Origin of the sequence: Duganella hordei (assembly GCF_040369125.1) — a bacterium.
GTDB classification, from domain to species: Bacteria; Pseudomonadota; Gammaproteobacteria; order Burkholderiales; family Burkholderiaceae_D; genus Rugamonas; species Rugamonas hordei.
In genome coordinates this window covers 15,730-32,683 of sequence record NZ_BPWI01000018.1, presented here as the reverse complement: position 1 = coordinate 32,683, position 16,954 = coordinate 15,730, and the positions used below count along the sequence as shown (strand labels likewise).

11 protein-coding genes and 1 pseudogene are annotated in these 16,954 nt (G+C 58.8%); 6 read left to right on the top strand and 6 right to left on the bottom strand.

The window, feature by feature from the left end:
* Genes ABWW33_RS27895 through ABWW33_RS27880 form a run of 4 tightly spaced genes read right to left on the bottom strand, consistent with a single transcriptional unit; the run spans position 1 to position 4,392 of the window.
* Positions 1-999 (bottom strand): N-acetylglucosamine kinase, encoded by a 999-nt coding sequence (locus ABWW33_RS27895; RefSeq protein WP_353404700.1) that lies wholly within the window; start codon positions 997-999, stop codon positions 1-3.
* Entirely contained in the window at positions 983-2,179 is a 1,197-nt protein-coding gene (locus tag ABWW33_RS27890) for an SIS domain-containing protein (RefSeq protein WP_353404699.1), read from the bottom strand. The genes ABWW33_RS27895 and ABWW33_RS27890 overlap by 17 nt, the downstream gene beginning before the upstream one ends.
* Entirely contained in the window at positions 2,173-3,474 is a 1,302-nt protein-coding gene (locus ABWW33_RS27885; protein ID WP_353404698.1) for a D-tagatose-bisphosphate aldolase, class II, non-catalytic subunit, read from the bottom strand. The genes ABWW33_RS27890 and ABWW33_RS27885 overlap by 7 nt, the downstream gene beginning before the upstream one ends.
* Before the next feature lie 33 nt (positions 3,475-3,507).
* A complete protein-coding gene (locus tag ABWW33_RS27880) occupies positions 3,508-4,392 on the bottom strand; it encodes an EamA family transporter (protein WP_353404697.1) in 885 nt (294 codons plus the stop codon).
* 2,028 nt (positions 4,393-6,420) lie between these two features.
* Between ABWW33_RS27880 and ABWW33_RS27875 the strand changes: the two genes are divergently transcribed.
* The 3 genes from ABWW33_RS27875 to ABWW33_RS27865 are packed head-to-tail and all read left to right on the top strand — an operon-like array spanning position 6,421 to position 8,189.
* A complete protein-coding gene (locus ABWW33_RS27875; protein ID WP_353404696.1) occupies positions 6,421-7,011 on the top strand; it encodes a glycine zipper 2TM domain-containing protein in 591 nt (196 codons plus the stop codon).
* A gap of 17 nt (positions 7,012-7,028) precedes the next feature.
* The gene (locus ABWW33_RS27870; RefSeq protein ID WP_353404695.1) at positions 7,029-7,547 is read left to right on the top strand and encodes a glycine zipper 2TM domain-containing protein; all 519 of its coding nucleotides are present in this window, start codon (positions 7,029-7,031) and stop codon (positions 7,545-7,547) included.
* Positions 7,548-7,583: 36 nt separating this feature from the next.
* Positions 7,584-8,189: a hypothetical protein gene (locus ABWW33_RS27865; protein WP_353404694.1), complete on the top strand. Its 606-nt coding sequence runs from the start codon at positions 7,584-7,586 to the stop codon at positions 8,187-8,189.
* A 240-nt stretch (positions 8,190-8,429) separates the two neighbouring features.
* On the opposite strand, the pseudogene ABWW33_RS27860 reads toward ABWW33_RS27865, so the two are convergent.
* Together ABWW33_RS27860 and mobA are read right to left on the bottom strand one after the other, a co-directional pair.
* Positions 8,430-8,672 (bottom strand): annotated as a pseudogene (locus ABWW33_RS27860) (ferritin-like domain-containing protein); the annotation flags it as partial.
* A gap of 33 nt (positions 8,673-8,705) precedes the next feature.
* Positions 8,706-9,005 (bottom strand): plasmid mobilization protein MobA, encoded by a 300-nt coding sequence (mobA, locus tag ABWW33_RS27855; protein ID WP_353404692.1) that lies wholly within the window; start codon positions 9,003-9,005, stop codon positions 8,706-8,708.
* 1,003 nt (positions 9,006-10,008) lie between these two features.
* Here mobA and ABWW33_RS27850 point away from each other — a divergent pair.
* Genes ABWW33_RS27850 through ABWW33_RS27840 form a run of 3 tightly spaced genes read left to right on the top strand, consistent with a single transcriptional unit; the run spans position 10,009 to position 16,929 of the window.
* Positions 10,009-12,753, top strand: coding sequence for a type VI secretion system Vgr family protein (locus tag ABWW33_RS27850; RefSeq protein ID WP_353404690.1), 2,745 nt, complete (start codon positions 10,009-10,011; stop codon positions 12,751-12,753).
* 31 nt (positions 12,754-12,784) lie between these two features.
* Complete coding sequence (locus tag ABWW33_RS27845) at positions 12,785-15,148, top strand: Tle3 family T6SS lipase effector (protein ID WP_353404689.1); 2,364 nt, start codon at positions 12,785-12,787, stop codon at positions 15,146-15,148.
* Positions 15,145-16,929 carry a type VI lipase adapter Tla3 domain-containing protein gene (locus ABWW33_RS27840; RefSeq protein ID WP_353404688.1) on the top strand — a complete coding sequence of 595 codons (1,785 nt, stop codon included), beginning with the start codon at positions 15,145-15,147 and terminating at the stop codon, positions 16,927-16,929. The genes ABWW33_RS27845 and ABWW33_RS27840 overlap by 4 nt, the downstream gene beginning before the upstream one ends.
* Positions 16,930-16,954: the final 25 nt, after the last annotated feature.

Below are 16,954 nucleotides of genomic sequence, written 5' to 3'. Positions count from 1 at the left end.
TCAACTGCGGTTGGGATGGGGCCGGGATACTTGTGCCGATTCGACTGCAAGACGCGCCAGCGCATCCGGGCCAAGCGGCATCATTGCGCAGCGCGCCGCATACAGTGCCGCGCCCAGGGCGGGCGAAAATGCAGGGGGGCTCAACTGGTAGCGCGCGCCCCTCGCCGAAAGCGCCATCTTGAACGGCACCAGCAGCAATTCCTCGCTGTCGAACACGCCCCCCGAATATGACACGCGCGTGGTCTCGCCGCGCGGCACATGGAGCGCATTCCACACCGCGTCAACCAGCTCAACGAGCTCCCCGGCAGCGGCGCCGAAAATCGTGCGCGCCTGCCAATCGCCGCCCAGTGCAGCTTCGCTGACCAGGCGGGCAAGTTGCGCCACCTGACTGCGCTCGCTGTTCATAGTGCCGTACACCTCACCGCACAGATCGAGGTCGTCCGCCAGCGCGAATTGTCGACGGAACAATTCATACAACAGGGTGCGGCTGGCGCGCCCATCGCTCATGCGCGCGTACAGAGTCAGGCCGGCGCGTCCTATCCAATAGGCCGAACCCTCATCGCCGAACAATTCGCCCCAGCCGCCTGCCCGCGCGCCCAGTCCGCCCGATTCGCCGTAGGCCATGGAACCGGTTCCCGCGATCACGCTGATGCCATCCTCGCACCCAAGCGAGCCGGCCCAGCTGCAAATCATATCGTTGCCGCAACGATAGCGTGCATGGCCGAGTATTGCGCCGGGCAGGGCGTCAAGCGTACCTTGCAGCGCGCTGTCTTCACCGTAGGCCGGCAAACCGAGGAACACGAAATCGAGCGCATCGCGATCCACGCCAGCCGCGGCGAGCACGGCGGCGCTACCCTTGGCCAGATTCGCCGCGACGCCGTCGAGTCCGACTTGAAGGTGGTAAAGACTACCCTCGCTGTGCACGCCCAGAATGCGGCCAGCTGCATCGATCAAGACGAACTCGGTTTTTGTTCCGCCGCCATCAATCCCGAGGAACATAAGCGCCCTCACTTTCGTATGGATAAATCGTCACACCGCTAACGACGCGGTTGACGGTACCGGACACGCTCGGGGTATCGGGACGGATACCGAGCGCGAGCGATTGCAGGAAGGCGAACATTTGGCCGAACACAATCAACGGCAACGCCAGCTCGACGTCGCTGGCCGCGCTCACATGACGCAACAAGAAACTGTCGTCGCACTCGCGCAGGTCATCGCGCGCGCTCAGCGCCAGCACCTGGCCGGCGCGGCGGTCTGCCCTCAATTCGCTCAGCAGATCGAGATCGTAGCGACGTGCCAGCGGGTCGTTCGACAGCATGACCACGACCAGCGTGGAGGCATCGATAATGCACTTGGGACCGTGCCGGAAGCCGAGCGTCGAATCGAACAACGCGACGACCTGGCCGTCGCTCAACTCGAGCAGCTTGAGTGCGGCCTCGCGCGCCAATCCCTTCAGTTCGTTGCTGCCGAGGTAGACCACGCGCTGGAATCGCCGGGCCACCAAAGCATGGAGCAGCGGGAGTGCGCGTCCGATCATGTCGGTGACACAGGCTTGCAGCGCCGATGCCGCTTGGGCGCCATCCTCGATCACGCCGAACGCGAGCGCCGCCGCCAGCAGCATCGAGGTAAAGCTGGTCGTCATCGCAAAAGCACGGTCGTGGGTCTCGTCCGGCAGCAGCACCGCCAGCGCATGTGACTGACCCTGCGTCAGCCGGTACAGCATGCCGTCCGCATTGCAAGTAAACACCAGGTGGTAGATCTGCGTGACGCACTGATCGGCCAGCTTGACTGCAGCCACGCTCTCCGGGCTGCTGCCCGAGCGCGCGAACGACACCAGCAGCGTCGGCACATTTTCTTGGAAGAAGCGCTCCGGCCCGGACACCAGGTCCGTGGTCGGCACCGCCTCGACACGCAAGCCGGTCTGCTTGAGCATGGCCGGCGCCAGACAGTCGCCGATAAAGGCAGAACTGCCGGCGCCGGTCAGCACGATGCGCAACCCCGGCAGCGCCAGCAGCGGCGCCAAGAATTGCGCCACTGCGCCCCGGCGCCAATCGGTCAAGTTTTCTATTTTCCCCCACACGATGGGCTGCTGCAGGATTTCGCCCGCAGTCAGCCGCCCGCCTCGTGCGGCCAGGTCGGCGGGATCGATTCCCAGGATGTCGCGGTTTGTATCTAGCATGCTTCCAGCTCCATTGAAACCGCGTTCGCGGTACAGGCGTTCATATACTGGCGCAGCACAGTCGCTACGCCCTCTCTCAGCAAGTCGCGCGGCGCATTGTGCAGACGGCCGTCGCGCACGGCCCGGTATTGATCCGGCATGTATTGACTCAGCAGCGACAACGGCGGCGGCGCCTGCTCCAGGTTGGCCAGCAGCAGCGCCTGCGCTTGCTGGATGGCCGGATGCGGCCAATAGTAGCGAATGCGATCGCTCAGGCTGAACTGCTGATCGAAACGCTCCCTGCTTGGATCGCAATAGTATTTGCGCCAGGATTCCGGCTGCGCCTGCATCACGCCCAGCACCACGTTCTTGAAGTCGGCGCCCCGGCCCGGCCCGAGCATTTCGCGCTCGATGTCGGCCAGCGCCCACAGCGTTTCACGCAGCGCAAACGTGACGCCCGGCCCCACTTTCAGGATCGCGAAATGGTCGCGCACCAGCGCGCGCAGGTTGCGGGTGGTCTGATAGTCGGTCGAATGCGCTTCGTACACCAAGGTCGGCTCCGATTCGATGAATCGGCTCAATTGAATGGCGCGCTCCGGACGGTAGTCGATCACCTTGTCGTGGTCGAATTCGACGCCTGGCTGCACCACCAGTCCGATCACACGCGGCCACACCGCATCCAGGCCGGCGAGCGCGAACGCCGCGCGGTGCGCGGCGATGGTCGCCGCTGCCGCGCTCGGAGTGGTCAGCGCCAGTTCCTGCAAATCCTCATGCGCGCCGCCCGGCACCGGCACTTCGGTGCCGACCACATACACGGGGGCTGCGCCGCCGCGGCGATGCCACGCGCGCTCGGCCACGGCGCACAAACGCGCGGCGCGCTCGGCGACGACCGTGTCCGGCAGCTGCGCAGGATCGCCGGAGCACGACATCGAGCAATCAAGATGGATTTTCCGAAAGCCCGCCGCCACATACGCGTCGATCAGCACCTCGGACTTGCCCATGGCGATGGCGGCAGGCTCGCCCTGCCAGCAATTGGGCCCCAAGTGGTCGCCGCCAAGCAGCACGCGCTCCGCCGGGAAGCCGACCACGGCTGCGATGCCGAGCACGAAATCGCGAAAACCGGTCGGCGTCATGCCGGTGTATCCGCCGTACTGGTTGACCTGGTTGGAAGTCGCCTCGATCAATACCGGCGCGCCGCAGTCAGCGCCCACCCTCAGCGCCGCCTCGATCACGAGCGGATGCGCGGAGCACACCGAGTAAATGCCCAAGCCCTCTCCTGCCTTGTGGCGCCGTACCAGCTCCAATAGTTCTTTCACAATAGACTCCAAATCGAATGAATTAAACGTACATCAAGCTGCGACTGGCTCTTCGGGTTGCAGCGCGAGGAATAGCGCGGCCGCCAATGACAGGCCGATACCAGCCAGTTTGTAGCCATTCGGCATGGTCGCAACCCAGGCCATCGAAATGATCGTCGTCAGTAGCGGCGCTCCCGCGTTGACGAGCGGCGACACCACCATCGCCTTGCCATAGCGAAAGGCATACACCAGCGTCAGCGCTCCTATTGCATTGAGCAACTGCGTCGCGCCGGCCAGATAAGGTCCGTCGAGTCCGTAATTGATTGGCCGCGAGAAATCGGTCATATATAGCGCGATGGGAACGAACAGCAGGCCGCTGACGGTCATATAAAAGAAAATGCTTTCGGCGTTCATCGTTGCATTAGCCAACTTGATGAAATAGGCCTGCAATCCCCACGCCGCGAGCACGCCGATGGCCAGCAAGAACCAGGAACCATAGACATGCGCGCCCTGTCCCGGCGCGTAATCGAACAGCGGCAGGGCACAAATCGCCAGCGCGATGCCGACCACACCCATGGCGCCGGTACGCTCACCTAGAAAGGCATAGGACAGTGCAATGGTGATCACTGGCGACATCGAAATGATCGGAAAGATCAGATAGGTTGGCCCCTCCTTGACTGCATAGAACAGGACCATCTGCCCGCCTGCGCCAAGGGCGCCAATTGCCAGACCGAGCAGGCACGAACGCGCGTCCCACCTGAGGCGCCAGCCTGTGCGCGCCATGACGAATACGGCGGGAGGCACCATCGATATGGCCCATACGACGTAGACCAACGTTTCCGGAAATCCGTTCTGACCCGGAAAGCCCGCAAATGCCCCCCAGACCCCCCACAAGAATGTGGTGATCAGGGTATATGTCAACCAATTCGTCATCTTCATTATTCCCTCCTGCAATTGTGAGACTTGCATCGTTAGACGTAACGTCCCGGCCAGAACTTGATTGCATCACCACTTGCAACAATGCGCCAGGGTCATGCGATCGACAAAGCACATCTTTGGACACCTTTTCGAAATCACTTTCGCAAACGATTCATTGCTATATATAAACGCAATGCCGCCGACCTGGGAAAGACGCAGTTTTCATAGAAGAAGAATGGCAAAAGCAAGTGCATGGCGCTATGTTAGTTGAACGAAATGAAAATAACAAGTAACTTTCGATACCTTTCGCAAAATAAAGCGAATACGCGCATTTGGAAAAAAGGCCAGGCCGCCACACTCCGAACAGAAAATCGCGCTACTGATCATCGGCTTGAAACTCGCCCCCGAAGAGAAGGACTGTTTCATTTCGTTTGCAAACTCTCCAGCTAGTACGACACACGACGAAGTTCGTTCAAGATAAACGCAAGCGCAGCAGGTCAGACTGTAGCCGCGGCCCGGCGCTCGTGCCTGGACTGCGCACGATAGTTGCACTGCGACATCGCCGGCGGGCTAGAACGCACTACTGCTCCCTTACCGCTGGTTGCCCACGCGGCCTAGCCCCAAAAAAGAGAATCGGCCTGCCCCAATGCGCAGCAAACATTAATATCTGGGCGAAGGGTCAGGCGCGCGAATCCCAGAGTGATGGAATGCTCCAGAATGGCATGTATTCGTGTCATCCGACGAACAATGAGAAAACACCGTGGATTGCTGGCGACGAGGCAAAGGCGAGTGGTAAATACCAAGCGACCTCACTACACTGCTTGCGAAGTGCCAGCGGCGGAAGTGCAAGTACTCTGGCGACTTGGACATCTAATAGGGCGGCCGTGGAAGCCCGGCGCTCACACCGAATTTGGCGAAGCACATGCCCACGAACAATGAGGGCAATGCCGCCAGTGACGCTGACCGCAGTGGTGGAGACGATGATTGAATACCTGATTCAGGATCCGCCCGACGCAGAAAAACATTGCATGGCTGGGTTCGATTCCTTTTGGCGAATGATTGCCTGATTCTTGACCGGCGTTTGACTGGCTGGACACACTTAGAGGGCCTACCGGCTTCGATTACGGGGCGATGGCGAAGCAGGTCACCGAAGGGCTATCGCTCGCCAGCCTGATGATTCTGGCGACGGGCTGCGACGCAGTCCTAGAGCAGAAGGCGTGTCGCGTGTTCGCCCCTCGGGGCGCCCTGATGCTGGGGACCGCGCGCACCAAGGATGAGGTTACGGCGGCATGCGCGACGTTTCCCGCTAGCGGGCTCTGAGGCCCTTCGTCGGTGCGACGGCGCGTCACGGCGGTTACGGCAGACGGTCACCGGCTCGACGCCATCATCTGCAACGCGGGCATAATGATGCTGCCGAAGGTCGAGAATTTGCACGGCTATGAGCTGCGGTTCTTCACCAACCACATCGGACGCTTCATGCTGGTAACGGGTCTGCTCGAGCAGCTTAACGACGAGGCCAGGTAGTGATGCTCAGCAGTAAGGGCACCGGAGAGAGTACCAGCCGTTGACGGCCTGCGCTCAGTCGAAGATCCCCAACCTGCTCTTCGCCAGAGAACTGCAGCGGCGATTCGCCGACACAAAGAAGACCGCCTACGCGGTGCACCGCGGCGTAGTCGATACCAACCGCGCCCGCAATCTGGGGCCGGTGCACAGTCGGGTGCTTGCGGCCATCGGCCCCTATGAAGGGTGGTTGTCGCATGCCACACCTTAGCGTAGCGATGGCGTTTTCCGTACAATTTACCCACCTTTGCTGGCAACACGCTACAGCAACGAAATCATCGCCGCCCAGCGCCGGGAGCCATGCCGCACGTCTATGGCAACGGGGCTGTGTGTGAATCGGAGAGAAGCCAGTCCAAATCCGTTCGCGCATGATCTCCCGGGTCAAACAACGGGAATGTAACCGAGCCTTACAACTGATACAGCTTCTGCATAGTTGTGTCGTTCTGTAGACCTTAAGATGAAATCTCGCAACGCAACGAGGAGAATTTCATGGAATACCAAACCGCTCCAACAACATCCCGACCCCACCCACTGATGCTCGGCGCGGCAACCTCCGTCATTCTCGTCAGTTTGCTCGGCGCCGCGGCGATTGCTGGGATTCTACCGACGTCCCATGCCAGCGTTCTACCGCAAACCGGTACCTATCCCGAGCTTGCGCCTGTCGCGATACGTAGCAATGCCCCGATCCGATACATGACGCCGGACGGACAGATGCTGGAGGCGGTGCCCGCCGGTCAATTACTCGCTCCCGTTCAGCCTGCGAGCCCTGTGCATGTTGCACAGGCTTACCAACCGGCGCCAGTGGTCCACCATAAGGTCGCTCATCATTATGCGCAGTCTAACTACAGCCAATCCGCACGCAGTTATGAACAGCCCAACAGAAATCAACCGCATCCGATTCGAACTTATGTGAGCGACATGCATCCTGTTGGCACAGGCGTAGGTGCTGTCATTGGTGGCTTGCTGGGGAACCAGGTCGGGGGCGGGAACGGCAAGAAAATTGCCACAGTTGCCGGTGTCCTGCTCGGCGGATATGCGGGCAATGAAGTGGCCCACAATCGCAATCCACTGCCGTGGTAACGAAACGAGGAACCATCATGGTTACCAAGACCTTGAGCTGGGTTATTTTCCTTGCTATGCCGATGCTTGCAAATGCCGCCGAGTACCGGATAGTTGAACGTCCACGTCAACAATGCTGGAACGAGCAGGTGGCGGTGCGCTCGTCCGGATCAGGGTATGGCGGCGCCGTGATCGGCGGGATTGCAGGAGGTCTGCTCGGAAATCGGATTGGCAAAGGCAACGGGCGGGCGGTTGCCACCGCCATTGGTGCGGCAACCGGTGCTGTTGCCGGCGATCGAATAGGCGACCGTTACCCTGCGTCCCCATCATATCAAACGGTTGAGCGCTGCAAAACCGTGGTCGATCATGTTCGCGTTCCGGTCTTCTATGAGACCGAACCCGTGTATGGGCCAGTTGCGGTCTATCACTACCGGGAGTACTACGTTGCGGATCAGCCCAAATGGCGCAGGCATTCAAAGCATCACCGGGACGATGACGATGATGATGATGATGACGATGAGGATCACGGACGTGGCCGTCACCACGATGATGATTAATTTCTACAATTCAAACCCCATCCGCGAGACGACAGTATGAACAAATTATATGCAATGGTGGCGCTTTCAACGGCCGTGCTGACTGGCTGCGGAGGCGGCGGCGACTACGGGGCGGAAATCGACGTGCCGCAGACGCCTGTCGCTCAACCCATCTACGAATATTTGCGTTACCCCACAATATCCGGCCTGGAATTCTTCAATAGCGTGAATCCGGCGATTTCCCACTTGACCGACGCACGCGGAACGTATTTTGGCTATGCCGGAGGCGACACGGTCACGTTCATTCTGGGCGACATCGTGCTATTTGCGATGCCCGGTTATTTGGCGCTACCCTACGGATCGCTTTACGACGGCGCAGCCTATTCAGATTCGCTATTGCGCAACGATACGGCCGTCGAAAATCTGATGGCATTCCTGATGACGGTTGACGATGATGGCGACTATCGGAATGGCATTCAAATTGCTCCGACCGTGCGTATAGCTGCGCGTGGACTGCATATTAATTTTAACCAAACGGTGGCTGCGTTCTATTCCGATCCGGCGGTGCAATATGCGGTGTCCGTACTTTCCGGAAATACCCTGTATGGTACCCGTATCCTTCCTTCGCCGGCGCAAGCGCAGTATGCACTGCGCACTCCGTAGAGGTGCAGATAGGTTAGCTCCCAAGCGTTTGGGCCGGCTCCCGCGTAGGCACACGTACTGGATCTGGCCTACGTCGCTCCAGCTGCCGGCAAGGCGCTGGCTTGGAGAAGCTGGGCGCCACTTAACGTGAAAGAGATGAGGCCGCAGGCGTAGCAACGCTTCTGAATCAATGAGCATTCGCTCGCCCTGTGCGGCGATTGCGCTGTGTGTGCCAGCGAGCCGTGGCGTGACCGCCGGCCATCAAGACGGGGCGTCGATTTGCGATTGAAGGTAGTTGGGCAGGCCCACCTTGTCGATCATGTCGATCTGGGTTTCCAGCCAGTCGATATGTTTTTCGGTGTCCTCAAGGATATCGTGCAACAGGTCGCGCGACACGTAATCTCCGACCAACTCGCAGGCTGCGATGCCTTCTTTGACGGTCTTCTGGGCCGTCAGTTCCAGCTTCAAATCGCATTCCAGCATCTCGGGCGTGGACTCGCCGATCTTCATCGCTGTCCGGGCGGCCACACGCTAAGGTTAAGTCCCAAGCCGGTTGATGGCGGCAAGGATTGCCAGAAGTACCGCGGTCAGTTCTGGCCCCGATGCCCCGCCATTTTCCGCGTACAGGCGGCGCTGGGATTCGCCCAGGCGCCGCAATTCGTGAATGATGTGCTGGTCGCCCACCGCCCGCGTTTCGCGCGCCAGGGCGCAGCTGCGCAGGTAGTCGGGGACGGTCTTGACGACGGCGGCAGCGCGGGCCTGCAGGTCGCTTAACTCCTCGGGCGAAACGCGAACCATGACCAGTTTGCTCTTGCGGCGCTGCTCGATCTTGGCCATGGTCGCATGCTCCTTCTTTAGGCTGTTCCGGGTCTCGGGGCGGAGCCCTGAGCAGGGAGGTAGGCAGGCGTAGGGAGTGCAACGACTGGAGCTTGCCGGTTGCTAGATCGCCGCGAGCGGCGGTATAGCAAACCCTACCCTGTCCCTTCTAAAGAGGCCAAGATCGAGCACAAGTTTGCTGCCCTATCGTGCAAAGATGCGAATCATTTTGTGACAGTTGTGAAATCACTTTCGTGCACGACTGTGAACCACCTTTGTACACGCTTGCGAACCACTTTCGTGCACGAATGCGAACCATCTTCGTACACGGCCACGAACCAATTTTGTGCACGAATGCGAACCTTTTTTTACAGCGTGAGGACCACTTCGCGCACTTATGCGAACCACCTTTGTACACGCCTGCGAACTACTTCGTGCACATAAGCGAACCGTTTTTGTACACCCCTGCGAACTACTTCGTGCACATAAGCGAACCGTTTTTGTACACGCCTTCGAACCGCCTTTGTACACGCCTGCGAACACATTCACGCTCGAATATGAAGCACTTTTGTACACGCCTGTGAACCGCTTTCGTGCACGACTGCGACCCACATTTGTGCACATCTGCGAATCACCATTATGCACGGCTGAAATCTACCCTTTTTGCGCGGCCGCGACGATATTGCAATCACACACGGCTTGCGTGCATAGCAGCTCTGTGACTGCGCATCGGGAAAATGTGCCTTGGAGGGCATCCAACTCGCTGGACCATGCAGTCGACCGGCAACGTTCGCTCCGTAGGACCCGAGCCAAAAACATGATGAAATTCAGCGAAATCGCATGCGAATCAATCCCGCAGTCGAATTTCCCCTCGACAAACTTGACCCTGCACAACACATGAATTCCACAGACGTTCAAATTAGTCATTTCCATTGCTGAGCGGATCTGCTGGCTGCGCTTTCTGATTCATTTCTTCGTGTTCCGCATCAAAACGAGATGTGGTTTCGCCTTGGGAGTTCCATACATGGATATGAACGACCTACCCATCGACTTGGGCAGCTTGACCGACGCGAACCGGCCCATTCGCATGCGCCTGACGAACGAAAAAGGCGTCGTTGATGATGTCCTTCTGCTCAAGCATGTAAGCGGAGTGGAAGCGATTTGCGGCGGGATCGAGTACTCCTTGCTGTGCGTGTCCACCAAAGCGGGCATGCCGCTCAAGCAGTTCCTGGCCAACCCTGTCGAACTACAGTTCGTGACCGATTCCGGCGGCTTGCGATCAGTGTGCGGCATCGTAAGCGGTGTCATTGAAGGCCAGGGCGACGGCGGCTTGGCCACCTACCAGTTGATCGTGCAAGATGCCTTTTCTCTGCTTGAGAAGACGTGCAATACCCGCGTCTTTCTCAATGCCAGTGAAGTCGATATCACCAACATCGTGTTACGGGAATGGCGCGAAGCCAATCCGGTCGCCGCGCGTGCATTCAATTTCGACCTGGGCCATCTGAGGAGTTACCCGACGCGCAAATTCACGCTGCAGTACAACGAATCGAGCGCAGCATTTCTGCGCCGCTTATGGAAACGGCGCGGCATCGCATGGTTCATTCAACCCGGTGCGGCCACGGACAGGGGAAGCGGCGAGACACCCGTTCATACCCTGGTTCTATTCGACGACCCGATGTCACTCAAGGAAAACGCGGCAGGCACCGTTCGTTTTCACCGTGACGCCGGAACTGAAAAGCGCGACAGCATCACCAACTGGCAGGCGGTGCGTAACCTCACCGCCGGAAATATCAGTCGCCGTAGCTTGGACTATGCACAAGCATGGTCAATGGGAAGTGAGTACATCAGCCGCAACGACCAAGGCCCCCTTGGCAATCAATTCGCCGCCAGTCTTGATGATTATTTGATTGATGTACCACACGCGGGCGATAGTAAAGACGACTACTGCAACCTGGCCGCGCTGCGCATGCAGCGCCAAGAGTATGAATCCAAATTATTTCAGGGCGAAGGCAGCGACCGCAACATGTGCTGCGGCCAATGGAATGCCATCACTGGCCACCCCGAGATCGATTCCCACCCAGCCAATGAACGGGAGTTTGTCATCACGGAGCTGCGCATCGAGGCCGAAAATAATCTGCCGAAAACGCTCGACGACCGTGTGCGCCGACTGTTTTCGCTGAACCACTGGCGTAGCGAAAGCGAAGGTCTCGAAGAAGCCAGTGCCGAACGGGATGTACGCTATACCAACCGTTTTACCTGCGTGCGGCGCGGCATACCCATCGTGCCCGCTTACGATCCGCGTATCGATCTGCCGCGCACCGGTGTGCAAACCGCGACCGTTGTCGGGCCGGTCAACGAAGAAATTCATTGCGATGAAATGGGCCGTATCAAAGTGCGCTTTGCGGCATGTCGCCCGAAGGACCACGAACACGCACAAGGCGCGGGGGCATCTGACACTGACCGCGACTCACCCTGGCTGCGCCCGGCCGGCATCTGGGCGGGTAATCGCTACGGCATGATCTCCCTGCCCCGCGTAGGCGATGAAGTTCTCCTCATCTTCCTGGGCGGCGACCCGGACAAGCCGATTATCATCGGCAGCGTCCATAACGCCAAACGGCCCGCGCCGTCCTTCAGTCACACCAGCATACTGCCGGGAGATAAATATTTGTCCGGTATGGTGACTTGCGAAGGCAAAGGTCAACGCGCCAATCAGTTGCGTATGGACGACACGCCGGGGCAGATCAGCGTGCAACTGGCCAGCGAACACGGTCAGAGCCAGCTCAACGTTGGCTTTCTGACCCATCCCCGGCGCGACAGCAAGGCAGCCCCGCGCGGTGAAGGGTTCGAACTGGCTACCAATGAAAGCGGGGCCATCCGCACCGCCAAGTCGCTGCTGATCTCCGCCTGGAAGCGCCTGGACGCCTGCGCCAACCAGCTAAGTTGTGAAGAACACCTGGCGTTGATGCAGGACTGTCTCGACCTATTCAAATCACTGGGCCAGTACGCCGCCGAACATCAGGGGCTGTCGCTTGATCCGGCGCCACAGGCGGAGCTAAAGGGCGATGTTGGCGCTGCCGCCGGTGGCAGCAACGTCGATCCGAAAAGCGAGGACGGCAAACCCACGTTGAGCATTACTGCTCCGTCCGGTATTGCGTTCAGCACGCCGAAAACCATGGTCAGTTACGCCGGCGTCAACGTCGATACAGTCGCGCAGCAGCACATGCAACTGACCAGCGGCCAGCGTTTCAACCTGAACGCCGGCAAGGGCATTTCACTGTTCTCGCATCATGACGGCATCAAGGCTATCGCGCATAACGGCAAACTGACCATGCAGAGCCAACACGACGACACCGAAATCAATTCAGCGAAGAACGTCACCATCACCGCCACCGATGGCGTCATTTCTCTGGTGGGAAAGGAGATTCGCCTGGTTGCCGAGGATGGATCGTTCACCAAGATTGGCGGTGGCATTACCAACGGGACCAACGGCGACATCAAGAATCTGGCTGCAAACTTTCCGTTCGGCGGCCCGGCCACCATGCACGCCGAAGTGCCCTCTTTCGGCGGCGGCACCCCGGACCAGAAGTTCATTCTCAAATACGGGCAACACACGGAAGGGGCGATTATCGCGCCCAACAGGGGCTATGAAATCGACATGAACGACGGCAGCACTGTGAAAGGAATTGCCGACCCGTTGGGCAAGACAAGCCTGCTCGAGCGCGACGCAATGCATATCGCAAGAATCCGCATTTTGACGGACAAGAAATAGCTCCCACTAATATTGCCATCAGGGTATCGGAATGGGCATATACGAAAAGGTGCAGTACGTCGTTGGCAAGGACACGAGCGTACTGCAATGCGGCCGATTATCGGACAAGACGGTCAACGTGCGGCCTAACCTGCCGGGCAACGTCATCGTCATCCACGGCGTTAATGACGTCGGCACCGCCTACAACGCGGTGGAACAGGGCCTTTGCCAAGGCTTGAAGAAGCGGATCGGTTGGGACTATGTCGCCGGCACCTACCGGATGCCGACCTCCAAGGACAAGGACGAAGTGCTCGCGGACCCAGACGACGTATTCTTCAAGCGCAAGATAGACGACAAGACCGACAGTCCCATCATCCCATTCTACTGGGGATTCCGCGAAGAGACGCCGATGGCCGGCAGCTTGCGGGGCCAGCGCATCGACCGCAACAAGAACCGCCTGGATAAGGACCTCTCGAAGGGAGGCGGCCCGTTCGCTAACGCTACCTCCACCCTGCCCGACATGTGGGGGCAAGGCAAGTCGAGCGCGAGCGGCATGCTGGACTTCGTGCAGCGCGATGCGACCCATCCGGTCCTGGATAACCCCGGCCATTTGTACATGATCCTGGCGGCCAAGCGTCTGGCCGCACTGATCAGCATGATCCGCGACTATGACGAGGACGAGGCCGTAACGCTGGTCGCCCACAGTCAAGGTTGCATGGTATCTCTGCTGGCACAGGCATTTCTACTCGATGACAGCCTGCGTCCGGCCGACACCCTGATACTCAATAATCCGCCATACAGCCTGGTCGACGAGATTCCAACAACGACCAGCTTGGTCGAAGGCACGTCGGGAGAGGACACCCCGATGCACGGTCACTACGGGGCCCTCAAAGGACGACAAACGCTGCACGCGCGCCTGACCACGCTGGTCAATATTGTGCATGGCGTCGTCAGCAAGAAGCACGCCACGCCCGCCTTTACGTCGCTGAACGATCATGGCGTCCACCACGGCATGGTGAGCGGCCTGTGGAAAGCGTCTGCCGACCGAGACAATCGCGGCAAGGTATATCTGTATTTTTGTCCAGAAGACATGACAGTGGCCTTGAACAACGTTCAAGGCATCGGATGGCAAGGCATACCCGACTATCAGCATGGTAAGCAGGTCGGGCAAATTCCGGTGATGAAGACCGGTAGTCGTGAATTCGGTCCCTATGACACCGGTCGAAAGCAAGCGGGTCTGCTCAATATCATGCGCCAGCCGTTCAAGGAGCTGACCGCGCATAACGCGAAAGACGCAGGATTCTATCAACGAGTCTTCACGAACAAATTGCGCCCCACGCTGGAAGCAGGGACGCCAGTGCTGATCGGACAGGCCAAGCCGCATGATTTTGAAATCGTCATCAAGGGCGAGGACGATCAGGGACACACGGAAATCAGCGACCCATTGAGCAATCATTATGTCCGCGCCCATTTCCAAATGCCGGACACTCCGTGGTTCGGCACGGTCTCCACACAAGAAGCGCGCGTCAACATCCGCAGTATCAACGGCGAGCCGCTGCCCGTTGCAGTAAAGGCGAGCTTGAACGAAGGTGCCAGACCGGACGCAAAAGGCCGCCCGGGTGCAAGCGAGGATGTCGACCCGATCGACGCCGCCATCGCGATCACTAGCGACTACGGCATGAGCAACGACACGGTTTGGGAACTTCATCCCGACCCAAGCGGGCATCACCCGCCACCCGGAAAAACGCGCGTGGTTTCGAGCTTGAATACGGCCGTGTACGCCGGTTCCGTGATGATGATCACTAACAAGGTCCAGAAGATGCAAACGCTTCTGAACATAGGCAAGCCAGATGGCCAGATCTGCAAGGTATGGCAAGTGTTCGATTGCATGGGTGACGCGGCCAAACCGGCCTATACGGGGAAGGTAATGGTATCGCGCTCCAAAACGCCGGATGAGGAACGCCTGCGCTGGCAAAAGGAGTCCGGCGCACGGTCGTTTCACGGCGCGATCTTCGGCGGCGCCGCCAACCATCGGCAAGTCACCGCTTTCGACATTGCTATCGGCGGGGGCAAAGCGGCTACCGATCCGCTGTTTTTCAAATACCTGTGTGCGGTGGCTGATTGGCGATTAAAACAAGACAAGGCATCAAGGCCGAGAGCATCCATCTTGCAGTGGGACGACTTCATCGCCAAATACACGGTCTACTGGAAAGACGAACCACAATGGCGAAAGGACCTCATCGAAGGTAACGCGATCTACTATAGTTCGGGCACCATTCCGGCATGTGTGCCGACTCTCGATGGCATGCCATCGCCCCTCGTGTGCGAAACGTTGGAGCTTGCATCACTTAAACCGCGTGATGAGACCGCACCTGCGCCAATGTCACATGCCAAGACGGGCAAGGGAGGTATATGAAAGACGCCGCGACCATGCAGCCGCCAAAGCTGTGGAAGTACATGCTGGGCACGATCACCGCTATTCTAATTCTGATCCCACTGTGGGCGATCTTCGTCATGGTGGTTGTGCAGCCCGAAAGCCTTATGACGAAGGAGCATACGATGGGCAGTCGAATACTGTGGTGGGTGGCGGGGCCAGTGGTGGCGGTTGGATTACTTGCCGGTTCGCGTTGGATGATGGCGTCAAGAACTGCACATGCGGAACAACAGCACGTGCAAGTCCAGACGAAACAGGTTGTTGCAACTGATCAATCTAGGCGGGAATACGTGCTGGAAGTGATCGGCCTCGGCGCGACGCTGGACAAGTACCGGCAAGGCGCACTTTGGGACGCACTGCAAAAAGGGAATCCATACGTGTCGATTCGCGAACAGGACATAAAAAAATATCCCTGGAGCGATACGGACAAAGCCGGAATCTCGGGCAGTCGTGGTGGGGACTCGCTAGAGAACGGCGCGCAATACACGCCAATGTATTTTGGAGTACCGGTGTTTAACGCCGAACCCCCTGTTCACAATTCAAGGGCTGACACTGCGGATGGCCCGCTCGTCGGTTTGGCGGGCAGTGCAGTGTCTTCCGGCATGGCTTGGCATCTATTCGTTGTCGGACCGCGACGATTCGATGAGCATCCCGACCGCATTTTGGAAGACGTTTTCGCGTTTTTCGACGCCAATCCAGATGTACCTTATGTTGTCCTCAATTCGGATGATGGTATGTATTCACGCAATGCCTATCGTCCTGTCGGCTCCCCCGAATTGCTCAAGGATGGCTACTACATTCCCGAAATGCCAGATACCTCGACGTTGTTGGTACTGGCGCGCCGTGAACGGGTCGACGCGGTCCGTCCGTTCGTATGGGACGATCCAGACAATAATTTTGTGCAGAACAAGTTTCGCATGATGTACTACGATCTCGTAAAAACCATTCCTTTCCCCGGTCGGGTTGTCACCCGCACACCGGCGCAAGCGGCGTCCGACCCCGCCGGCAATCCAGCGAACGACGGTCATGAACGCCAACCATTGGTCGCCGAATGGCTTGAAGGCGCCGCGGCTTTTGCCCAACGTCCCGACATCCGTGGCACAGGCCACGTCAGTCTGGTCAACGCTGTCAAAAGCCACTGGGAGCACCGGCCGCCCAAGGAATGGAAGCCGACACCATGGTTCCCGATTCCTTGGAACAAGGAGCAATTAGCGACCTTCGACAGATTGCCCACGCTCGGCTTCATCCATCGCCCCACCTTCGTCAAGTTCACCGATGAACACGGCAAGCCATTGACCCGCCGAGACGAACGCGACAAGGTACTGCAGGCTGGCTGGCAAGCTGCACTACTGACTCTCCCCGAGACGGAGCGGGCAAAGGCACCCGCCCTCATCGTCGCAGCGACTGGTGACGACGCCAACCAAATCACCTTGCTACACAACACCTTGAACGCCCAGGCCGCACACGGCGGGCCGGAAATCGACACCGGCAAATCCAGCCAGTTTATCGACACCGACAAACGTCTGGGCAACACAGGGGCGACCACGCTGTTCATGCAGATGGCAATCGGAGTGATGGGAAGCTACCGCAATGGCGGCATCAGCGCGGCGGTCAATCTGCGCGACACGAACGAGGCATCTATTGTCTTCATCAGCCCGCCATCCGACGATAAGCGCAAGACCCAACAGCACCCTCGTGGCGGCGACGTGTTCAGGCACCATGGCAGCCCAGCGGTTGACCCGGACAACTACCAGCAACAATAATCGCACCGACCACGACGGAAGGAAG

Excerpts from the sequence above, each read along its gene's own strand:
- ABWW33_RS27895 (WP_353404700.1), bottom strand. The coding sequence starts at position 999 with ATGTTCCTCGGGATTGATGGCGGCGGAACAAAAACCGAGTTCGTCTTG.
- ABWW33_RS27890 (WP_353404699.1), bottom strand. The coding sequence starts at position 2,179 with ATGCTAGATACAAACCGCGACATCCTGGGAATCGATCCCGCCGACCTG.
- ABWW33_RS27880 (WP_353404697.1), bottom strand. The coding sequence starts at position 4,392 with ATGAAGATGACGAATTGGTTGACATATACCCTGATCACCACATTCTTG.
- ABWW33_RS27875 (WP_353404696.1), top strand. The coding sequence starts at position 6,421 with ATGGAATACCAAACCGCTCCAACAACATCCCGACCCCACCCACTGATG.
- ABWW33_RS27870 (WP_353404695.1), top strand. The coding sequence starts at position 7,029 with ATGGTTACCAAGACCTTGAGCTGGGTTATTTTCCTTGCTATGCCGATG.
- ABWW33_RS27865 (WP_353404694.1), top strand. The coding sequence starts at position 7,584 with ATGAACAAATTATATGCAATGGTGGCGCTTTCAACGGCCGTGCTGACT.
- mobA (WP_353404692.1), bottom strand. The coding sequence starts at position 9,005 with ATGGCCAAGATCGAGCAGCGCCGCAAGAGCAAACTGGTCATGGTTCGC.
- ABWW33_RS27850 (WP_353404690.1), top strand. The coding sequence starts at position 10,009 with ATGGATATGAACGACCTACCCATCGACTTGGGCAGCTTGACCGACGCG.
- ABWW33_RS27845 (WP_353404689.1), top strand. The coding sequence starts at position 12,785 with ATGGGCATATACGAAAAGGTGCAGTACGTCGTTGGCAAGGACACGAGC.
- ABWW33_RS27840 (WP_353404688.1), top strand. The coding sequence starts at position 15,145 with ATGAAAGACGCCGCGACCATGCAGCCGCCAAAGCTGTGGAAGTACATG.